The sequence below is a fragment of the Paraburkholderia kururiensis genome (assembly GCF_034424375.1).
Classification (GTDB): Bacteria; Pseudomonadota; Gammaproteobacteria; order Burkholderiales; family Burkholderiaceae; genus Paraburkholderia; species Paraburkholderia kururiensis_A.
Map to the genome: position 1 here is coordinate 192982 of NZ_CP139965.1, position 19564 is coordinate 212545.

Sequence of the window (19564 nt, forward strand, 5' to 3'; positions counted from 1 at the left end):
ACCATGTCTCACCATCTCGACTCCCCGCTCGCCCGTCAGGACGTGCGCCTCGATATCACGGATCTGTACTGCTTTCGCGGCGAAACGGGCACTGCGTTCGTGATCAACGTGTGCCACTCGATAGCGGGCGAAGGACGCACGCCCGGCTACCATCCCGAAGGCTTCTATGAATTCAAGATCGATCTGGATCACGACGCCGTCGAGGACCTGACTTATCGCATCACGTTCGACGAACGCGACGCGCAAGGCAAACAGCGCTTCGTCGTGCGCCGCATTGCCGGCGCCGACGCAACGGACCCGCACGCACAGGGCGAAGTGGTGGCGCGCGGCGGCACGGACGAAACCGTGACGGCGCCTTCCGGCCTGCGTGTATGGGCGGGCCGCGCGGGCGACCCGTTCTGGATCGAACCCGACGTTCTGCATGCGGTGGGCCACGCATTCCAGGACGGCACGCCGCTCGACCTCGGCAGCTGGCAACCCGCCGACGCACGCAACCTCTTCGCGGGCCACACGGTGTACTCGATCGTGCTGGAAGTGCCCGACGCCGACCTGCTCGCCACAGCCGGCGCCAGCCGCAACATCGGCGTATGGGCGGTCGCGACACTCGCCACGGACGCAGGCGGCTGGCGCTCCATCAACCGCGTGGGCCTGCCCATGATTCACCCGCTCTTCACGCAGTACAACGAAGACCTGGGCGACCGTCTGAATGCAGGCCGCCCCGCCGACGACTTCGAGACGTACGGCGCGCAGCTCATCCGCTCCATTGCCGGCGCCGTGCGGGCCAACGGCACGACCGAAGACCCCGAAGGCTATGCCACCGCTCTCGCACATCGCTTTCTGCCCAACATGCTGCCGTACACGGTGGGCACGCCGGCCGTGTTCGGCGTCGCACTCTGGAACGGCCGGAGCATGACCGACAACGCGCCCGACGTGATGTTCACGATGGCCGCGAACACGCCGATCAGTCTCGGCATCGGCAAGGAGTCGGTCACGTCGAAGCCTTCTTCCACGTTTCCGTACGTGCCCAAGGCCGTCGCATAACGCGGGTGCGCTCCGCCGCGCAAGCCGTGCGCGGCGAGGCGCGCCAACCCCGCCTTCTCTCTATTGACCAAGCCGCCATGTCTACACGTCCTGTCGCCGCGATGGGCGGTTTCATCGCGCTCCTCCACCTTGCCGGTTGGGGCACGCTGCTCGCGCTCGTCGCGCCGCTGCATCGCGGCGGGGGCTCCGCGGCATTGGGCATCGGCGCGGGCATCGCCGCATACGCGCTCGGCATGCGCCACGCGTTCGACGCCGACCATATCGCCGCCATCGACAACACCACACGCAAGCTGGTGGGCGAAGGCAAGCCTTCGTTGTCGGTGGGCTTCTGGTTTTCGTTCGGCCATTCGAGCATCGTGTTCGGCCTCTCGCTGCTGATCGCGGTGGGCATGCGTTCGGTGTCGAGCCATCTGGTCGACAGCGGCTCCACGTTTCGCACGCTGACGGGCGTGCTGGGTGCCGTCATTTCGAGCGGCTTTCTCTTCGTGATCGCGTTGCTGAACGTGGCTGCGTTCCGTGACATCTATCAGGTCTTCCGGCACATGAAGACCGGCCGCTACGACGACGCGTATCTGACGCAGCGCCTCGAAGCGCGCGGCCTCGTGACGCACGTGCTCGCGCCGCTCATGCGCATCGTGCGCAAGCCCGCACAGATGTATTTCGTCGGCCTGCTCTTCGGCCTCGGCTTCGATACCGCCACGGAAATCGCGTTGCTCGTGCTGACGGGTTCGGGCGCGGCATCGGGGCTGCCGTGGTACGCCGTTCTCTGCCTGCCCGTGCTGTTCGCGGCGGGCATGCTGCTGTTCGACACGATCGACGGCTCGTTCATGAGCTATGCCTACGGGTGGGCGCTCGACAAGCCCGTGCGCAAGATCTACTACAACCTCGTCGTGACGGGTCTTTCCACCAGCGTCGCGGTGGGCATTGCCACCATCGAAGTGCTGGGCCTGCTCGATGCCGCGCTCGGCGCAGCGGGCAAGCACGGCGTCCTTGCGGCATGGACCTCGAGCGTGAATCTCAACCAGGCAGGCTACGCCATCGTCGGACTCTTCGTCGCGACGTGGGCCGTTTCCGCTGCGATATGGAAGTTCGGACGCATCGAAGAGCGATGGTCCGTCGTCCCCGAACACGCCGTGCGCGACGCGCACGACGCATGACTTCATGGGTTATCCCATTGACCCGCGTTTCACGCCATCCAACCGTTCAGGGAGATTCGATCATGAGCCAAGTCGTTCTCATCACCGGCGCCTCCAGCGGCTTCGGGCGCCTGACTGCCGAAGCACTGGCGAAAGCCGGCTACACCGTCTATGCCTCGATGCGCGACACGCGCGGCCACAATGCGCCGGTCGCAGAAGAGATGACGGCCCGCGCGCGCGAGGCCGGTACGGACCTGCGCACGGTGGAACTCGATGTGTCGTCGGAAGCGTCGGTGGAGGCGGCGGTCGCGAAGGTGATCGCCGACGCCGGACGCATCGACGTGCTGATTCACAACGCCGGCCATATGGCATTCGGCCCGGCCGAAGCGTTCACGCCGGAACAGTACACGCAACTCTACGACGTCAATGTGGTGAGCACGCAGCGCGTGAACCGCGCGGTGCTGCCGCACCTGCGCGGCCAGAAGCAAGGGCTCGTGGTGTGGGTATCGAGCAGCAGCGCGGCCGGCGGCACGCCGCCGTACCTTGCGCCCTACTTCGGCGCGAAGGCCGCCATGGACGCCATCGCCGTGCTCTACGCGCGCGAGCTGTCGCGCTGGGGCATCGAAACGTCGATCATCGTGCCGGGCGCTTTCACGCGCGGCACCAACCACTTCCCGCACGCCGGCCTGCCCGCCGATCAGGCTCGCGCCGCCGAGTACGAAACAGGACCGTACGCCGGCTTCGGCAAGGAGGTTCAGGAAGCGTTCGCCGCCATCGTGCCGCCGGACGCCGATGCGAGCCTCGTCGCCGACGCCATCGTGAAGGTGGTGGACGCGCCGTTCGGCAAGCGGCCGTTTCGCGTGCACATCGACCCCACCGAAGACGGCGCGAATGTGGGCTTCACCGTTCTGGACCGGCTGCGGGCCGAGATGCTGCATCGAGTAGGGCTAGGCGAGTTGCTCGTGCCGCAGGTCCACACCGCCGCCTGAGGGGGCACGCTGCGTCGGCGCGCGTGCCAGCGCCGCCGGCGCAGCGCGATGCCGTCTCGATACAAGCCATCCACTCAACCGTCCGGCGCCGGTCGTGCGATGCCCGCCGACCGCGACCGGGCATTTATCTCAAGGAGCGCGGTATGTCCTCATCGTCCGGCAAGGTTGCCATCGTCACCGGTTCGTCGCGCGGCATTGGCGCCGAGATCGCCATTCGCCTCGCGCAAGACGGCTTTCGCGTCGTCGTCAACTACGCGAGCCATGCAGGTCCCGCAGAAGAAGTCGCCGCGAAGATTCGCGAGGCGGGTGGCGACGCCTTGCTCGTCAAAGCAGACATTGCCGATCCGGCAGCCGCCATCGCCCTGTTCGATGCGGCCCAAAGGGCGTACGGCGGCATCGACGTGGTCGTCAACAGCGCCGGTGTCATGAATCAGGCAAAGATCGTGGATTTCGACGACGCCACGTTCGATCGAACCGTCGCCATCAATTTCAAGGGTGCGTTCAACGTGTCGCGCGAAGCCGCACGCCGCGTGCGTGACGGCGGACGCATCGTGAACCTGACGACGAGCGTGACCGGTATGCGTCTGCCCACGTATGCGGTCTATATCGCCACGAAATGCGCCGTGGAAGGTCTCACACAGGTTCTCGCGCAGGAAATGCGCGGGCGCGGCATCACCGTGAACGCCGTGGCGCCCGGGCCCGTTGCCACCGATCTGTTCCTCGCGGGCAAGAGCCCCGAACTCATCGACCGCATGGCGAAAATGAATCCGCTGGAACGGCTCGGGCAGACCGAAGACATCGCGAGCGTGGTCGCCTTCCTCGTGGGTCCGCAAGGCGGCTGGATCAACGGCCAGGTCGTGCGCGCGAACGGCGGCATGTGCTGAGCCGCACAACGCATATGCGCGGGAACGGACACGGGCGTGCCCGTTCCCGTGCGCCTGCCACCGTCATGCGCCGTGCGCGAAGAGCATGGCCTCGACGGCGAGCGATTCTTCCACCAGCTCCTGTACCGAAGCGCCGATCTTCTCGCGCGCAAACGCGTCGATCTCGAGCCCCGCAACCCGCTCGAACGTGCCGTCGCGACAGATCACGGGCACGCCGAACATGAGCCCTTCGGGCACACCGTAAGAGCCATCGGACGGCACGCTCATCGACACCCAGCCGTCGGCGCTGCCGTGAATCCAGTCGCGCATCTGGTCGATGGCGGCATTCGCGGCCGAGGCCGCGGAAGATGCCCCGCGCGCTTCGATGATCGCGGTGCCGCGACGCGCCACCTCCGGAATGAAGACTTCGCGATTCCAGCGCTCGTCGGCCACGCGCACCGCCGCCGGCTGTCCGTCGATCAACGCGAAGCGATAGTCGGGGTACATCGTGGGCGAATGATTGCCCCAGACGATCATGCGGCTGACCGCGTCTACTGCGACGCCACAGCGCGCGGCAAGCTTCGAGACCGCGCGATTGTGGTCGAGGCGGATCATGGCCGAAATGGCGTCGGCCGGCAGGTCCGGCGCATAGCGGCGGGCCACCCACGCATTGGTATTGGCGGGATTGCCGACCACGAGCACCTTGATCTCGCGACTCGCCACTTCGTTGAGCGCCTCGCCCTGCGTGCGGAAGATCGCGCCGTTGGCTGCCAGCAGATCGCGCCGCTCCATGCCTTTGCCGCGCGGACGCGAACCCACGAGCATCGCGTAGTCGGCGTCGCGAAACGCGACGCGCGGGTTGTCGCTGATTTCGATGGAACGCAGCAGCGGGAAGGCGCAGTCTTCGAGTTCCATCACCACACCACGCAGCGCCTCCAGCGCTTGCGGCAGTTCGAGCAACTGGAGGATGACGGGCTGATCTTCGCCCAGCAGGTCGCCGCGGGCAATGCGGAACAACAGCGAATACGCGATCTGGCCGGCCGCGCCGGTGACGGCCACACGCTGTGCGGGTTTGGACATCATGAGATTTCTCATGGAGAAGGGAACGTAAGGGCGCAGGGATCGAGCGGATTCACACGCCCATTCGATGCGCCACGGGTCTCGCACACTTCGCGGACCGACGCGGCGCGGGAGCGATCGGATCAGCCCAGCGCGGCTCGCGACAGAGCAACGAGGCACGGAGCATGGAACAGTTCGCCACGCGCAAGACCGCGCAACGTACGCGACAGCACGACCACCCAGAAGGCGCCCAGCATCGTCGCGAGCACGCCGCCGAACACGGCAAACGCAGCGAAGCCTGTCGCGCGATACAGCCCGAAGGTCGCGACGGTGTAGACGCCGAGCGGGAACGTGAAGCCCCACCATCCAAGATTGAAGGGCAAGCCCTCGCGGGAGTAGCGCACCGTGAAGAGCATGGCCGTAGCCAGCCACCAGAGGCCCACGCCCCACAGCAGCAAGCTTCCGATCAAACCGATGTCACGCGCGACCAGCGCCGTGGCAGCGAGCGGCGTGCCGGCATACGCAGCGGGCGCGGCGAGACCGAGGGTCAGCAGACCGAGTGCGCCGGTGCCGATCGGACCCAGCGTGAGCCAGCTCGACGGGCCCAGGTCGCGATGCGGAAGCTTGTGAATGACGAGCCGGAAGAAAACGACGGTGAGCACGCTGAACGCGAGCGGCACCGAAAGCGCCCAGAGCACGTAGCCCGCGGCCACGAGGAAGCGGGCCGTTTGCGCATCGACATGCGGCGCCAGCACGGCGGCGCTGGCCGCAGCCACTTCGGGCGCGACGATGGGCAGCAACAGCACCGCCGTGATGCGCTCGAACGCGTGGCTTTGGGCCGTGAACATCATGTACGGCACGCCGATGGCCACGGCGATCGCGAGCAGCGCGTCGAGGCACCACAGCTTATAGGCGAGCTGATAGGCGCCGTCGCCCAGATGCGGACCAGCAAAGAGCACGATGCCGTTGATGATCGGCGCCAGCCCCATGGGCACCGCGCCGAGGAACATGGACTGCAGCGGGTGATGCAGCATCGGCCGGATCGTCTCGGGATAGAAGACCCAGCGCCCGATCAGCATCGCCGTGAAGACGGCATAAAGCGCGATGCTGACGGCCCAGAGCATCTGGGCCAACGCCGTCTGCCCGGCGAAATGCCACGGCAGTCCCGCCAGCACGAGATACACGACGCCGTTGCCCATCGTCATGGCAAACCAGTTCGGCGTGAATTGCCGCACTCTTTCCGCCCATCCTTGCCGACGGTGCGTCGGCAATGCGCCATACGTTTTCGCGTTCATCGCAGTGTCCCTCTTCAAAGGCATCGGATGAATGCAATGTAGAGCGCACGCTGCCATACGAAAAATACAGGTTTGGTATCTGCGGGATACCTTATTGGCATGGCACGCCCGGCATGATCAGCCCCGGTTGAAGAGGCTCGATACCTCCACCAGTTGCGACAACGGACGCTTGATGTGGCCGTCCGCCTTCAGCATGACAAGCCCATGCAGTTGAGCCCAGACCAGATGGGCTTCGTCGTCGACGCGATCTGCGGGAGTCGTAGCGGACAAGGCTTCACGCAAGCGGTTGAAGGCGCCCACGGCGGCGGCTTCCAGCGCGCTTCCCGAGCCCGCCTTGGGCACGACGTGCGACGCGAACATCAGCCGATAGAGTTCGACATTCGCTTCGCCGAATGCGACATAGGCAAGCGCCATGGCTTTCAGCGCGCCGCCTGCCTCTCCAGCCGATGCGGCGGCGGCCAGCGTCGCCGAGAACTCGTCGAACCCTTCCGTCGTGACCGCCTCGAGCAATGCGTCGCGGTCCGCAAAATGCCGATAAGGGGCCGGCTGGCTAACGCCGGCAAGCCGCGCAAGCGAGGCCAGCGACACCGCATGGGCACCGCTCTGCGCAATCTCTTCCCGTGCGATTCGCACCAGCGTCCGCCGAAGGTCGCCGTGATGGTAGCCGGCCCGCGCGGAGGTTTTTCCGTTTGAATTTTTGGTCATGTGATTATCTATAACATTTTGCTTGACGACCGGTCAAGCCGCCGTTATGTTATATGTCATCACATCGACGCCTGAGCCCAGACTTCGATGTAACCGAGGCAATCGAGCCAACCGTCTCCATCGAAAGGACTCTCGCCATGAGCCAAATTCTGCTGCCGCTTCCCAGCCGCGATTTCGATCCCTCCGAAGTCTCAGTGAGCTGGAAAATCCTGACCCAGTGCGGCCATCAGGTCGTCTTCGCAACGCCGGACGGCAAACCGGGCGCCTGCGACCCGATCATGCTCTCTGGTATCGGGCTAGACCCCTGGAGCGGCATTCCGGTGCTTCGCAATGTCCGCGTCCTGGGCCACCTGTTGGGTGCCAACGCGGACGCCCGGCGCGCCTATGCCGAAATGCAGCGTGACGCGAACTTTGCGAACCCCATCCGCTGGGACCAGACCGGACACAAGGACTTCGACGGCCTGCTGTTGGGCGGCGGACACTGGGCGCGCGGCATGCGCGAGTACCTCGAAAGTTCTCACCTTCAGCGCGTCACCACCGACTTCTTCGCCGAGGAAAAACCGGTGGCCGCGATCTGTCATGGCGTGCTGCTGGCCGCCCGCAGCACGCGGGCCGATGGCCTCTCCGTGCTATACGGAAGAAAGACCACGGCGCTCACCTGGGCGCTCGAACGCAAGGCAAGTGTGCTGGCCCATGTCGGGCGCTTCTGGGATCGCAACTATTACCGCACCTATACGGAGGCCGCGGGACAACCGGCCGGGTACATGTCCGTACAGCAAGAAGTCACGCGCGCCCTCGCCAGCGCCGGGGACTTCGTCGACGTTCCCGCAGGCGACCCCGATTTCCGACGCAAGACGAGCGGTACAGCCCGCGATACCGCGACGGACAATCGTCCCGCCTGGGTGGTGCGCGACCGCAACTACGTGTCCGCGCGCTGGCCGGGAGACGTCCACACCTTTGCCCGCATGTTTGCCGCAGTGCTCGACGCTGCGGCAGTCGAGCGGTCACGATGCGCGGGCGGTGACTCTCGCTCCGGGCAACCGGCCGCACAAACCGCTACCGCTCGCGCCTGACCACATTAACGCCTGCAGAATCGCCAGCAATACGCGCTTTACTTCGCATTCCCTATGAATCAGGAAATCATGGTTACTCAAGACGCAGTCGACTATACGCAACACTGGTGGCCCAGTCACAAACCGGCTTTCATGTCGTTGACGAACGGCGGCCCTCAGGTCCGCTATCTGCGCGCGGGCCACGGTCCGGCGCTGGTTTTGCTGCACTCCCTTCGTACCCAGCTGGACCTGTTTCAGCGCGTCATCCCGAAGCTCGTCGGTCGCTTCACCGTGTATGCGTTCGATTACCCCGGCTTTGGGTGGTCGGAAATCGTGCCTGGCGCCGACTATCAAGAGCCGGCAATGCGCACACATGTCGTGAACTTCATCGAACGGCTCGATCTGCGCGACGTCACCCTGGTGGGCGAGTCGCTAGGCGCCACGTTGGCATTGACCGCGGCAGCCGTACTCCGCGATCGCGTGAAACAAGTCGTTGCCTTCAACCCGTACGACTATCTTCCGGGTGTGGAGCGGGCAAATCTGCTCGCGTCCCTCGTCGTCAAGAGCGTGCGCGCGCCCGTTATCGGGCCGGCTTTCGCGGCCATGGAAAGCCGGTCCACACTCGCCGGCATCCTCAAAGGCGGCCTTCACGACCCGCGCAACCTGCCGCCGGACTTCATCGACGAATTGCTGAAAAGCGGAAAACGCCCGGGCTACTCACAGCTCGCGCGCGCCATGTACAGAGCCTTGCCGAGCTACGTTTCGGCAAGACAGGGCTACACAAGGATCGACGCCCCCGTCACGCTGGTCTACGGCGATCGCGATTGGTCGCGTCCGGTCGAACGCGAAGCGAACGTGAAGCTGATCAGGAATGCAAAGACGATCGTTCTGAATGACGCCGGTCACATCGTTTCGCTCGACAAGCCGGACGACTTTGCCCGCTTCGTTCTGGACACCCAATCAACCCTCTGCCCCGCCGTCTGAAATGCTCCTGGATGGCCTGCCCCCCTAGGCACACGCTGCGCGCTCCAACGGCTGGCAGCGTACTCAAACTCACGTTCTATCAAGGACCCACACCGCATGTCGAACACCATTCTTGTTACCGGTGCCACCGGCACCGTAGGCCGCGAACTCGTCAACGCGCTTAAAGCGGCCGGAGCGAACCTCGTGGCCATGTCGTCCACCGGCAAAGCCGTTGAGGGCATCGAAACCCGCCATGCCGATCTCGCGAACCCCGCGAGCCTCGTGCCCGCGTTGCGCGGCATCCACACCCTGTTCCTGCTGCTTCCGCTGCAGGCCGACATGGTCGAGCTGGCCCGCAATGCCCTCGACGCGGCCAGAATGGCCGGCGTCAAGCACATCGTTCGCTCGTCGGGGGCCGAAGCCGTGTCCGCAAACCCTTCTGCGGTGGGTCTCGTCCAGAGGCAGATCGACGAGTTGGTGAAGCAGTCCGGTATGGCGTACACGCTGACGCTGCCAAATTGCTTCATGCAGAACTATCTGACGTTCTACGGCGATGCGATCCGCGCAGGGACGCTTTATCTGCCACAGGGCGAGGGAAAGGTCTCGTTCGTCGACGTGCGCGACATAGCGGCCGTCAACGCTTCGATTCTCCGGCAACCTGCCGCGCACGCCGGCAAGACGTACACGCTGACCGGCCGTGAGGCGTTGTCCAACGCCGACGTCGTTGAGCGCATTGGTGCAGCGCTGGGACGCAGCATCGGCTACGTGGCCGTGCCGGATGAAGCCGCGATCGCCTCCATGCGGGAAGCGCAGCTGGACGCGTGGTCGATCGAAACCGTCATGAGCTTGAATCGCGCTATCGCGGCCGGCCACGCGGCGGCAGTGAGCCCCGATGTCGAGACGCTGCTCGCGCAGCCCCCGCGCACCTTCGAGCAGTTCGTAACGGATCACGCGGCAAGCTGGGGTGGGAAAGCAGCGCGCTGACGCTGACCGTCCCGGCTGGTACAGTAGGTGCCGCCAGCCGGGACGCAGGACTCGCTTGAAGCCTCCGCTCAATGCGGCAACGCCGGAATCATCCAGCTCAGCACGTGCTGCTGCAGGAACACGAGCACGCCGAGCACCAGCGTGAGGAACACGCTGTGCCAGAAAGTCCGCACGAACACTTCGCCTTCCTTGCCTTTGAGGTCCGTCGTGGCCACGCCGGTCGCGATGTTTTGCGGCGAGATCATCTTGCCCATCACGCCGCCCGACGAGTTGGTGGCGGCCATCAGCACCGGGTCGAGGCCGAGCTGCTTCGCGGCCACCACCTGCAGATTGCCGAACAGCGCATTGCCCGACGTGTCGCTACCCGACAGGAACACGGCTACCCAGCCGAGCGTGGCCGAGACGAGCGGGAACAGCGCCCCCGTGGACGCCACGCCCATGCCGAGCGTGTAGCTCATGCCCGAGTAGTTGAGCAGGTACGCCAGCGCCACGATCATCATCACCGTCGCGATGGCGATGCGCGTCTGCTTCCAGGTCTGCGCGACGCAGGCCACGAAGTCGCCGAAACCCACGCGCGTCCACAGCGCCGTAATCACCGCCGCCAGCAGAATCGCCGTGCCGGTGCCGAGCGGCTGGAACGACCAGACCGCGGCATAGGACTTGTGATAGAGCGTCATGTAGACGGCGTTGTGCAGGCCCGGCCACTTCACGTTCGCCTGGCCGATCGACGCGATGCCCGCATGCACCCAGAAGATCACCACCACCGACACGACGATCCACGGCAGCCAGCCGCCGTAGCCGATGCGCTCCGCGTGGCTCTTCGCGCGCGTCGAACGGCTCGCTGCGTCGCGTGCGATGGCGAACGCGGGATCGGGCTCGGGCTTCCAGACCTTGAGGAAGCTGATCGTGACGATGAGCGAGGTGAGCGACGAGAGCACGTCCGTCAGTTCATAGCCGAGGAAGTTCGAGGTGACGAACTGCGCGAGCGCGAAGCTGCCGCCCGACACCACGAGCGCCGGCCACAGCTTGCCGATGGAGCGCACGCCGCCGTACATGCCCACCACGTAGAACGGCAGCAGGAACGCGAAGAACGGCAACTGGCGGCCCACCATCGCGCCGAGCGTCTGCGGATGCAGCGACGTCACCGCGCCCAGCACCGTGATCGGCACGCCAAGCGCGCCGAACGCGACCGGCGCCGTGTTGAAGATCAGCGTGAACGTGAGCGCTTCGATGGCGGGAAAGCCGAGTCCGACCAGCAGCGCACTCGTGATCGCCACCGGCGTGCCGAAGCCCGAAATGCCTTCCAGCAGACAGCCGAACGAGAACGCCACGACGAGCAGCACGAGGCGCCGGTCGTCGGGAAGATGGTCGAGCATCCACTGACGGAACTGGTCGAAGCGTCCCGACTTCACCGCGATGTTGTAGAGCAGCAGCGCGTTGACCACGATCCACATCACAGGTATCAGCGCGAGCGTCATGCCGGCGCCCACGGCGTCGAGCGCGAGCCCGGCGGGCATGCCCCACACGCCGATCGCGATTACGAGGCCCGCGATCAGCCCGGCGAGCGAGGCCTGCCAGGCGGGCCGGCGCAGAATGCCCAGCATCGCGAGCGCGACCGCGATTGGAACGAGGGCAACGAGAAACGAGAGCGCAAGCGAATTGCCGACAGGTGTCAGCGGTTGCGCGAAGAGGGTGCCTACGGGTAATGCCGAAGCGGCCAAAGCGGGGTTCACTATGTCTCCTATGTCCCGTGGATGGAACTTTTATCGATATGCCGCCGCAGTCCCAATGAAGCGCTGCTTCGGGTGCGGCGCGGCCCGAAGCAGACGAAAAAAAAGCGGGCGCCGAAGCGCCCGCTCTCGTTGCTCAGTCCACCCGCTCCTGACGCTTGAACGCAAGGCGATACCGATGCAGCAGCGGCTCGGTGTAGCCGGCCGGCTGGTCTTTGCCTTGCAGCGCGAGCGCGCACGCGGCCTTGAACGCATACGACGTGTCGAAGTCGGGCGCCATCGGGCGATAGTTGGCGTCGCCCGCGTTCTGCGTGTCGACCACCGCGGCCATGCGGCGGAACACGTCGAGCACGAAGTCGCGCGACACGACGCCATGCCGCAGCCAGTTCGCAATGTGCTGGCTGGAGATGCGCAGCGTGGCGCGGTCTTCCATCAGGCCCACGTTGTTGATGTCGGGCACCTTCGAGCAGCCCACGCCTTGCTCCACCCAGCGCACGACGTAACCGAGAATGCCCTGCGCGTTGTTCTCGACTTCGCGGCGAATCTCCTCGTCGCTCCACTGCGCACGCTCCACCACGGGCACCGTGAGCAGCCCGTCGAGCAGCGCGTCGCGCTCGCTGCGGTAGTCGATGCGCTCCATGTCCTGCTGGACCGCCTGCACGTCCACGTCGTGATAGTGCAGCGCGTGCAGCGTGGCGGCCGTGGGCGACGGCACCCAGGCCGTGTTGGCGCCCGCGCGCGGATGCGCGATCTTCTGCTCCAGCATGGCGTGCATCAGGTCGGGCATCGCCCACATGCCCTTGCCGATCTGCGCGCGGCCGCGCAGCCCTGCGGCCAGACCCGCGAGCACGTTGTTGCGCTCATAGGCGGTGATCCACGCCGTGGACTTCATGTCGCCCTTGCGCAGCATCGGGCCGGCCTCCATGGCCGTATGCATTTCGTCGCCGGTGCGGTCGAGAAAGCCCGTGTTGATGAACGCCACGCGCGAAGCCGCGGCCGCAATGCACGCGGAGAGGTTCACGCTGGTGCGGCGCTCTTCGTCCATGATGCCCATCTTGATCGTGGCGCGCGGCAGGCCAAGCAGGTCTTCCACGCGGGCGAACAGCGTGTCCGCGAAGGCCACTTCGCTCGGGCCGTGCATCTTCGGCTTCACGATGTAGATGGAGCCCGTGCGCGAGTTGCGCTTCGACTTCAGGTCGTGCATGGCGCACAGCGTCGTCACCACGCCGTCCAGAATGCCTTCCGGAATCTCGTTGCCGTCGCGGTCCAGCACGGCGCCCGTCGTCATCAGGTGGCCGACGTTGCGCACGAACAGCAGCGAGCGGCCGTGCAGCGTGAGCGCCGAGCCGTCCGGCGCGCGGTACGCGCGGTCGGCGTTCAGGGCGCGCGTAAAGGTGCGGCCGCCCTTCGCGACCGTCTCCGTCAGCGTGACCTGCATCAGGCCCAGCCAGTTGCGGTAGAGCGCAACCTTGTCTTCGGCGTCCACGGCCGCCACCGAATCTTCGCAGTCGATGATCGTGGAGACGGCCGCCTCCAGCACCACGTCCTTCACGTGCGCCGGATCGGTCGCGCCGACGGGCGCCGAAGCGTCGATCTGGATCTCGATGTGCAGGCCGTGATGCTTCAAAAGAATGGCCGTGGGCGCGGCGGCGTCGCCCTGGTAGCCGACCAGTTGCGACGCGTCGGCGAGCGCCAGCGTGCCCTGCGCGGTCTTCACCGCGAGCGCGCCAGCCTGCACGGCGTAGCCGGTCGCATCGCGATGCGAGCCGCCCGCGAGCGGCGCAGCGCGGTCGAGGAAGTCGCGCGCGAACGCCACCACGCGGGCACCGCGCACCGGGTTGTACGCGCCCTCGCGCGTGGCGCCGCCGTCTTCGGGCAGCGCGTCGGTGCCGTAGAGCGCGTCGTAGAGACTGCCCCAGCGCGCGTTGGCGGCATTGAGCGCATAGCGCGCGTTCGAGAGCGGCACGACGAGCTGCGGCCCCGCCTGCGTGGCGATCTCGCTGTCCACGTTCGCCGTGGTCGCCGCAACCTGCGCGGGCGCGGGCACGAGATAGCCGATTTGCGTAAGGAACGCGCGATAGGCCGCGAGATCGCGCACCGGGCCCGGATGCGCGCGGTGCCAGTTGTCCAGTTCGCCCTGCAGGCGCTCGCGCTCGGCGAGCAACGCGCGGTTCTGCGGCGTGAGGTCATGCACGAGCGCGGCAAAACCTTGCCAGAACGCATCGGGCGCAACGCCCGTGCCGGGCAGCGCTTCTGTTTCGATGAAGCGGGCAAGCCCTTCGTCGACCTGAAGTCCGTGGTGTTCGATCATTTCGCTTCCTTCGTCGGCTAACTCTTTAACGGTGATACGCGCTCAGGCGGCCACGCTCTTCGCGCCCGCACTGGCGACCTGTGCGTCCTGGTCGGACTTCACGCCCGACACGCCGACGGCGCCCACGACCACTGCGTCGACGACCACCGGCACGCCGCCCTCCAGTGTCGCGCAGAGTGGCGCGCTAAGAAAGGCGGTGCGACCGCCATTGATCATCTCTTCGTAGGCTTTCGTCTCGCGGCGGCCGAGTGCCGCGGTGCGCGCCTTCTCCTGGGCGATGTAGGCGCTGATGGGCGCCGCGCCGTCCAGACGTGCGAACGCGAGCGGGTGCCCGCCGTCGTCCACCACGGCAATGGCCACGGCCCAGCCGTTGCGCTCGGCTTCAGTACGGGCGGCTTCGAGAATACGGTGTGCCTCGGCGGCGCCGAGCACGGGTTTGGTCTGCATGTCAGAGGTTCGGTTGAGGGTTGGGGGAAAGCAGGGAATCCACGAGTTCGATCCAGTGGCTGACGGGCGTGCGGCCCGCACCGTTCAGGTGCGTCTGGCAGCCGACGTTGGCCGTCACGATGGCCTCCGGCTGGCCGGCTTCGAGCGCGTCGAGCTTGTTCTCGCGCAGTCGCTTCGCAATCTCGGGCTGCGTGAGCGAGTACGTTCCCGCCGAGCCGCAGCACAGATGACCGTTCGCCACGCTCGTCAGGTCGAAGCCCAGCCGCGTGAGCACGCCTTCCACCGCGCCGCCGAGGCGCTGTGCGTGCTGCAGCGTGCACGGGCAATGGAACGCGATGCGCTTGCCCGCGACGGGCGCGAACGCGTCGAGCGGTTCGGCGGCGATCACCTCGACCAGGTCGCGGGCCAGCGCGCTCACGCGCCGGGCCTTGTCGGCATAGGCCGCATCGAAGCGAAGCAGGTGGCCGTACTCCTTCACGAAGGCGCCGCAGCCGCTCGCCGACATGACGATCGCCTCGGCGCCGGCTTCGATGGCGGGCCACCACGCGTCGATATTGCGTCGCGCGCGTGCGAGCCCGGCCTGCTGCGCGTTCAGGTGGTATTCGTTGGCGCCGCAGCAACCGGCGCGCGGCGCGGGCGTCACGCTGATGCCGAGGCGGTCGAGCACGCGGGCCGCAGCCGCGTTCGTGCCGGGCGTAAGCGTGGGCTGCACGCAGCCTTCCAGCATCAGCACGCGGCGCGCGTGGCGCGCGGGCGGCCGTGGGCTGGGGCGCGCCGTGGGCGCGTGCGCGGGAATCTTCTCGCGCAGCGCTTCGGGCAGCAGCGCGCGGGCGGCGCGACCCGCACCGACCAGCCCGGCGAACACGGCCGGCCGCGACACGCCGTGCCGCAGCCCCGCGCGCAGCCAGCGCTCGCGCGCCGGTCGTGCCGTGCGCCGCTCCACTTCGGCGCGGCCGATGTCCAGCAGCGCGTGATAGCGCACACCCGAGGGGCACGTCGTCTCGCAGTTCCGGCAGCTCAAACAGCGGTCGAGGTGCAAGCGCGTCTTTTCCGTCACGGGCTGCCCTTCCAGCACCTGCTTGATCAGATAGATGCGCCCGCGCGGCCCGTCGAGTTCGTTACCCAGCAACTGGTAAGTCGGACAGGTGGCGTTGCAGAAGCCGCAGTGCACGCAGGCGCGCAGGATCGATTCGGCCTCTTCGGCGCGCTCAAGCGCCTGCGCGGCTTCGCTCAGATTGGTTTGCATCGTGAGGCACCCAGCGTCAAAGGTCCGCGTACAGGCGGCCCGGATTGAAGATTCCCTGCGGGTCGAGCTGTGCCTTCAGGCGCCGGTGCAGTTGCATCAGGGCGTCGGGCAGCGGCTGGAACGGCGAGTCCGTCACGCCTTGCGTGAACGCCGTCGCGTGGCCGCCAAGCTCGCGCGCGAGGTTGCGGATGGCGTCGGCGCCGGCGGTGGTCTTGAGCCAGCGCTGCGCGCCGCCCCAGTCGAGCAGCGCATCGCCCGGCAGCGCAGCGAGCGGCGCAAGCGGCGCCGCGGCGGGCAGCGACAGGCGCCAGAGCGGCCGTTCGTCCGCGAAGAACGGCCGCGTGAAGTCGCGCAGTTGGGTCCAGAAGGCGGCGTCGGCGTCGGCTCCGCCGATCGCTTCGCGCGCGGCGCGCACGGAGCCCGTGCCGCCCTCCAGCCGCAGTTGCAGCACGCCCTGGGCGTAGCAGGCGCCCGTGATGGGCAATGCCTCGCGGCGCCAGCCGAAGAGCCGCTCGCGCGCCTGCTGCGCCGTGAGTTCCAGCGCGAGGTGGCGCGTGGCGCGCGGCTGCGGCAGCACCTTGAACGACACTTCGGTGACGAGCCCGAGGCAACCGAAGCTGCCCGCCATGAGCCGCGACACGTCGTAGCCCGCAACGTTCTTCATCACCTCGCCGCCAAAGCGCAGGTGCCGCGCGTGTCCCGTAATTACGCGGCAGCCCAGCACGTAGTCGCGCACCGCGCCCACCCACGGGCGCCGTGGGCCCGAGAGCCCCGCGGCGAACATGCCGCCCACGGTGGCCGCACCGCCGAAGCGCGGCGCTTCGAACGGCAGCATCTGCCCTGCTTCGTTCAGCACGGCCTCCACGTCGGCGAGCGGCGTGCCCGTGCGCACGGTCATGACGAGTTCGGTCGGGTCGTAGTGGACGATGCCGCGATGGCCGCGCGTATCGATCTCACGCACTTCACGCACCTCGCGCACGTGCGGCGCGCCGAGCGTGCGCCCGAGCCATGCCTTGCTGTCGCCGCCGCGTATGCGCACCGGCGTGCGGGCGGCCAGCGCCGCTTCCACCTGGGCGATCAGCGCGGCGCTGTTGTCCATCGAATCCAGTTCGCGTCGCATCAGAACCGCTCCAGTTCGGGAAAGGGCAGGCCGCCGCGGTGCACGTGCATGGCGCCGAATTCGGCACAGCGGTGCAGCGTGGGAATGTTCTTGCCGGGATTGAGCAGGCCTGACGGGTCGAACGCCGCCTTCACGGCGTGGAAATATTCGATCTCGTCGCGCTTGAACTGCACGCACATCTGGTTGATCTTCTCGCGGCCCACGCCGTGCTCGCCCGTGATGCTGCCGCCCACTTCAACGCACAGCTCCAGAATGCGGCCGCCCAGCGCCTCGGCGCGGTCCATTTCGCCGGGCTGGTTCGCATCGAACAGGATCAGCGGATGCATGTTGCCGTCGCCGGCATGAAACACGTTCGCGACCTTGAGCCCGTAGTGTTCGGACAAGGCGGCGATGCCCTTCAACACGCGCGGCAGTTCGCGCCGCGGGATGGTGCCGTCCATGCAGTAGTAGTCCGGCGAGATGCGCCCCACCGCCGGAAACGCGTTCTTGCGGCCGGCCCAGAAGCGCTGCCGCTCGGCCTCGTCGCGCGCCACGCGCAGGTCGCTCGCGCCGGCCTCACGCAGCAGGGCACCCACGAGTTCGGCCTCTTCCTCCACGTCGTCGCGCGCGCCGTCGAGTTCGCACAGCAGAATCGCTTCGGCGTCCACGGGATAGTCCGCATGAATGAAGTCTTCGGCCGCGCGAATGGCGAGGTTGTCCATCATCTCGAGGCCGCCGGGAATCACGCCCGCGCCGATGATCTTCGCCACCGCGCCGCCCGCGCGCTCCACGTCGTCGAAGCTCGCCATCAGCACCTTCACGCTCTGCGGCTTCGGCAGCAGCTTCACGGTGACTTCCACCACCACGCCGAGCATGCCCTCCGAGCCGGTGAAGAGCGCCAGCAGGTCGAAGCCGGGGCTGTCGAGCGCCTCGGAACCGAGCGTGACCAGTTCGCCATCGATGGTCAGCACGTCGACCTTCAGGATGTTGTGCACCGTGAGGCCGTACTTGAGACAGTGCACGCCGCCGGCGTTCTCGGCGACGTTGCCGCCGATCGAGCACGCGATCTGCGACGACGGATCGGGCGCGTAGTAAAGCCCATGCGGCGCGGCGGCCTGCGAGATGGCGAGGTTGCGCACGCCCGGCTGCACGCGCGCGGTGCCCGCGTCGGCGTCGATATCCAGAATGCGGTTGAACTTCGCCATGACGAGCAGGATGCCCTTTTCGAGCGGCATGGCGCCGCCCGACAGCCCGGTGCCCGCGCCGCGCGCCACCACGGGCACGCCGCGGGCCGTGGCCTCCATGAGCACCGCGCGCACTTCCTCGATGGTGGACGGCAGCGCGACGAGCAGCGGCACTGTCCGATAGGCGGCAAGGCCGTCGCACTCGAAGGGTCGCAGATCTTCGCGGTCAGTCAGGATTTCCAGCGCGGGCGCGCGGGCGCGAAGCGCCGCGGCGAGTTCGGCGCGATCCACCGTCGGCAGCGGGCCGTCGATCGTCTCGTCGTAGGTAAAGCTCATTACGTCGTCTCCATCGCGGGTGCGTCCCCAGCCGTACCCCATCGTCTCGAATGCCCGCGATTCTTGTGGCTGGGCGGCGCGCTGTCCAGCCCCTTCGGCACTGGTCACACCAGTTCTTTTACAGGCACCCTTCTCGGGGCTCTTTTTCACCTGTCTATTTCAATTAATTCATGCACTTATGAGATACTCACGTGATCCCGTAGAAAGCGGTCATACCAGCATGGACAGCAAGGAACAGACAGCCGGCGCCCGGCGCGTTGCCGACGTAGTGGCCGAGCGCATCGAGAAACTGATTGTCGACGGCGTGCTCAAGGTGGGCCAGGCGCTGCCCTCGGAGCGCCGCCTCACGGAAAAGCTGGGGGTCTCGCGCACCGCATTGCGCGAAGGCATGAAGGTGCTGCGCGCACGCGGCATCATCGAAACGCAGCACGGCAAGGGGTCGTTCGTCGCGAACCTCACGCCGCAGGAGCAGATCACGCCGATGATGCATCTGCTCGCGTCGCAGCCGCGCACGCTCTACGACCTGTTCGAGGTGCGCGGCATGCTGGAGGCGGAAGCAGCCCGGCTGGCGGCGCTGCGCGGCACCGAAGCCGATTTCATCCTGATCACGCGGCGCTACGAGGAAATGAACGCGCCCGAAGCGCAGGATCTGCCGCCCGCCGAACGGGCACGGCTCGATCACGCGTTCCATCGCGCGATCTACGAGGCGTCGCACAACCCTATCCTCGTCAATACGTTGCAGTCGCTCACCGACCTGCTGTTGAGTTCGGTGTTCGCATCGGTCAACAACCTCTACCACCGCGAACCGCTGAAGAAGCAGATCGACCGTCAGCACGCGCGCTTCTATAACGCCGTAACCGGCCGGCTGCCCGAGCAGGCGCGCCGCGCGGCGAGCGAGCACATCCGCAACGTGGTCGACTATCTTCGCGAGATCGAGAACGAAGAGCAGCGCCTCGTGCGGGCGACGCTGCGGCTCGAGGGGTGGACGTGAACGCCGGGCAAGGCACGGCGTTCGCTGCTGAACGCAGCGTTCCGTTCGCTTCCAGCCTTTCCCGCGTCATGGGAACCGCGCTCCTGATCGGCGGCTGCGTGCTGATTCGAAGGTAGGCCGCGCCTCGCGCGTG

At 66.8% G+C, this 19564-nt stretch carries 17 protein-coding genes; 8 read left to right on the plus strand and 9 right to left on the minus strand.

The features are described from left to right. The first annotated feature begins 3 nt into the window (after positions 1–3). The 4 genes from U0042_RS00960 to U0042_RS00975 all read left to right on the plus strand — a co-directional run bounded on the left by U0042_RS00960 (position 4) and on the right by U0042_RS00975 (position 4050). On the plus strand, positions 4–1041 hold the full coding sequence (locus U0042_RS00960) for a DUF4331 family protein (RefSeq protein ID WP_114812311.1): 1038 nt from the start codon (positions 4–6) through the stop codon (positions 1039–1041). A 77-nt stretch (positions 1042–1118) separates the two neighbouring features. After that, positions 1119–2198, plus strand: coding sequence for a HoxN/HupN/NixA family nickel/cobalt transporter (locus tag U0042_RS00965; RefSeq protein ID WP_114812313.1), 1080 nt, complete (start codon positions 1119–1121; stop codon positions 2196–2198). 62 nt (positions 2199–2260) lie between these two features. Beyond that, positions 2261–3166 (plus strand): SDR family oxidoreductase, encoded by a 906-nt coding sequence (locus tag U0042_RS00970; RefSeq protein ID WP_114812315.1) that lies wholly within the window; start codon positions 2261–2263, stop codon positions 3164–3166. 143 nt (positions 3167–3309) lie between these two features. Then, positions 3310–4050, plus strand: coding sequence for an SDR family oxidoreductase (locus U0042_RS00975; protein ID WP_114812317.1), 741 nt, complete (start codon positions 3310–3312; stop codon positions 4048–4050). Positions 4051–4113: 63 nt separating this feature from the next. On the opposite strand, the gene U0042_RS00980 is transcribed toward U0042_RS00975, so the two are convergent. From U0042_RS00980 to U0042_RS00990, 3 genes are all read right to left on the minus strand, one after another. After that, the gene (locus U0042_RS00980) at positions 4114–5109 is read right to left on the minus strand and encodes a malate dehydrogenase (protein ID WP_114812467.1); all 996 of its coding nucleotides are present in this window, start codon (positions 5107–5109) and stop codon (positions 4114–4116) included. A 122-nt stretch (positions 5110–5231) separates the two neighbouring features. After that, positions 5232–6383 (minus strand): TDT family transporter, encoded by a 1152-nt coding sequence (locus U0042_RS00985; protein ID WP_114812318.1) that lies wholly within the window; start codon positions 6381–6383, stop codon positions 5232–5234. A 117-nt stretch (positions 6384–6500) separates the two neighbouring features. Next, positions 6501–7088, minus strand: coding sequence for a TetR/AcrR family transcriptional regulator (locus U0042_RS00990; protein WP_232833449.1), 588 nt, complete (start codon positions 7086–7088; stop codon positions 6501–6503). A 137-nt stretch (positions 7089–7225) separates the two neighbouring features. Between U0042_RS00990 and U0042_RS00995 the strand changes: the two genes are divergently transcribed. The 3 genes from U0042_RS00995 (at position 7226) to U0042_RS01005 (ending at position 10087) form a co-directional block, all read left to right on the plus strand. Beyond that, complete coding sequence (locus U0042_RS00995; protein ID WP_114812320.1) at positions 7226–8161, plus strand: type 1 glutamine amidotransferase domain-containing protein; 936 nt, start codon at positions 7226–7228, stop codon at positions 8159–8161. 54 nt (positions 8162–8215) lie between these two features. Further along, positions 8216–9124, plus strand: a complete 909-nt coding sequence (locus U0042_RS01000; protein WP_232833450.1) for an alpha/beta fold hydrolase — start codon at positions 8216–8218, stop codon at positions 9122–9124. Between the two features lie 96 nt (positions 9125–9220). Further along, positions 9221–10087, plus strand: a complete 867-nt coding sequence (locus U0042_RS01005; protein WP_114812322.1) for an SDR family oxidoreductase — start codon at positions 9221–9223, stop codon at positions 10085–10087. Between the two features lie 68 nt (positions 10088–10155). On the opposite strand, the gene U0042_RS01010 is transcribed toward U0042_RS01005, so the two are convergent. From U0042_RS01010 to glcD, 6 genes are all read right to left on the minus strand, one after another. Continuing rightward, positions 10156–11808, minus strand: a complete 1653-nt coding sequence (locus tag U0042_RS01010) for an L-lactate permease (RefSeq protein WP_419150549.1) — start codon at positions 11806–11808, stop codon at positions 10156–10158. Positions 11809–11953: 145 nt separating this feature from the next. After that, positions 11954–14128 carry a malate synthase G gene (locus U0042_RS01015; RefSeq protein WP_114812326.1) on the minus strand — a complete coding sequence of 725 codons (2175 nt, stop codon included), beginning with the start codon at positions 14126–14128 and terminating at the stop codon, positions 11954–11956. Between the two features lie 42 nt (positions 14129–14170). Then, complete coding sequence (locus U0042_RS01020) at positions 14171–14575, minus strand: heme-binding protein (protein ID WP_017773417.1); 405 nt, start codon at positions 14573–14575, stop codon at positions 14171–14173. Position 14576: 1 nt separating this feature from the next. Next, positions 14577–15821: a glycolate oxidase subunit GlcF gene (glcF, locus tag U0042_RS01025; RefSeq protein ID WP_114812328.1), complete on the minus strand. Its 1245-nt coding sequence runs from the start codon at positions 15819–15821 to the stop codon at positions 14577–14579. A gap of 16 nt (positions 15822–15837) precedes the next feature. After that, positions 15838–16941: a glycolate oxidase subunit GlcE gene (gene glcE / locus U0042_RS01030; RefSeq protein WP_114812330.1), complete on the minus strand. Its 1104-nt coding sequence runs from the start codon at positions 16939–16941 to the stop codon at positions 15838–15840. After that, positions 16941–18440, minus strand: a complete 1500-nt coding sequence (gene glcD / locus U0042_RS01035; protein ID WP_114812332.1) for a glycolate oxidase subunit GlcD — start codon at positions 18438–18440, stop codon at positions 16941–16943. Before glcD ends, glcE begins: the two co-directional genes overlap by 1 nt. Before the next feature lie 220 nt (positions 18441–18660). Here glcD and glcC point away from each other — a divergent pair, with 220 nt between their 5' ends. After that, positions 18661–19431 (plus strand): transcriptional regulator GlcC, encoded by a 771-nt coding sequence (gene glcC / locus U0042_RS01040; protein WP_114812334.1) that lies wholly within the window; start codon positions 18661–18663, stop codon positions 19429–19431. Positions 19432–19564 lie beyond the last annotated feature (133 nt).

Excerpts from the sequence above, each read along its gene's own strand:
- U0042_RS00960 (WP_114812311.1), top strand. The coding sequence starts at position 4 with ATGTCTCACCATCTCGACTCCCCGCTCGCCCGTCAGGACGTGCGCCTC.
- U0042_RS00965 (WP_114812313.1), top strand. The coding sequence starts at position 1,119 with ATGTCTACACGTCCTGTCGCCGCGATGGGCGGTTTCATCGCGCTCCTC.
- U0042_RS00970 (WP_114812315.1), top strand. The coding sequence starts at position 2,261 with ATGAGCCAAGTCGTTCTCATCACCGGCGCCTCCAGCGGCTTCGGGCGC.
- U0042_RS00975 (WP_114812317.1), top strand. The coding sequence starts at position 3,310 with ATGTCCTCATCGTCCGGCAAGGTTGCCATCGTCACCGGTTCGTCGCGC.
- U0042_RS00980 (WP_114812467.1), bottom strand. The coding sequence starts at position 5,109 with ATGTCCAAACCCGCACAGCGTGTGGCCGTCACCGGCGCGGCCGGCCAG.
- U0042_RS00985 (WP_114812318.1), bottom strand. The coding sequence starts at position 6,383 with ATGAACGCGAAAACGTATGGCGCATTGCCGACGCACCGTCGGCAAGGA.
- U0042_RS00990 (WP_232833449.1), bottom strand. The coding sequence starts at position 7,088 with ATGACCAAAAATTCAAACGGAAAAACCTCCGCGCGGGCCGGCTACCAT.
- U0042_RS00995 (WP_114812320.1), top strand. The coding sequence starts at position 7,226 with ATGAGCCAAATTCTGCTGCCGCTTCCCAGCCGCGATTTCGATCCCTCC.
- U0042_RS01000 (WP_232833450.1), top strand. The coding sequence starts at position 8,216 with ATGAATCAGGAAATCATGGTTACTCAAGACGCAGTCGACTATACGCAA.
- U0042_RS01005 (WP_114812322.1), top strand. The coding sequence starts at position 9,221 with ATGTCGAACACCATTCTTGTTACCGGTGCCACCGGCACCGTAGGCCGC.
- U0042_RS01015 (WP_114812326.1), bottom strand. The coding sequence starts at position 14,128 with ATGATCGAACACCACGGACTTCAGGTCGACGAAGGGCTTGCCCGCTTC.
- U0042_RS01020 (WP_017773417.1), bottom strand. The coding sequence starts at position 14,575 with ATGCAGACCAAACCCGTGCTCGGCGCCGCCGAGGCACACCGTATTCTC.
- glcF (WP_114812328.1), bottom strand. The coding sequence starts at position 15,821 with ATGCAAACCAATCTGAGCGAAGCCGCGCAGGCGCTTGAGCGCGCCGAA.
- glcE (WP_114812330.1), bottom strand. The coding sequence starts at position 16,941 with ATGCGACGCGAACTGGATTCGATGGACAACAGCGCCGCGCTGATCGCC.
- glcD (WP_114812332.1), bottom strand. The coding sequence starts at position 18,440 with ATGAGCTTTACCTACGACGAGACGATCGACGGCCCGCTGCCGACGGTG.
- glcC (WP_114812334.1), top strand. The coding sequence starts at position 18,661 with ATGGACAGCAAGGAACAGACAGCCGGCGCCCGGCGCGTTGCCGACGTA.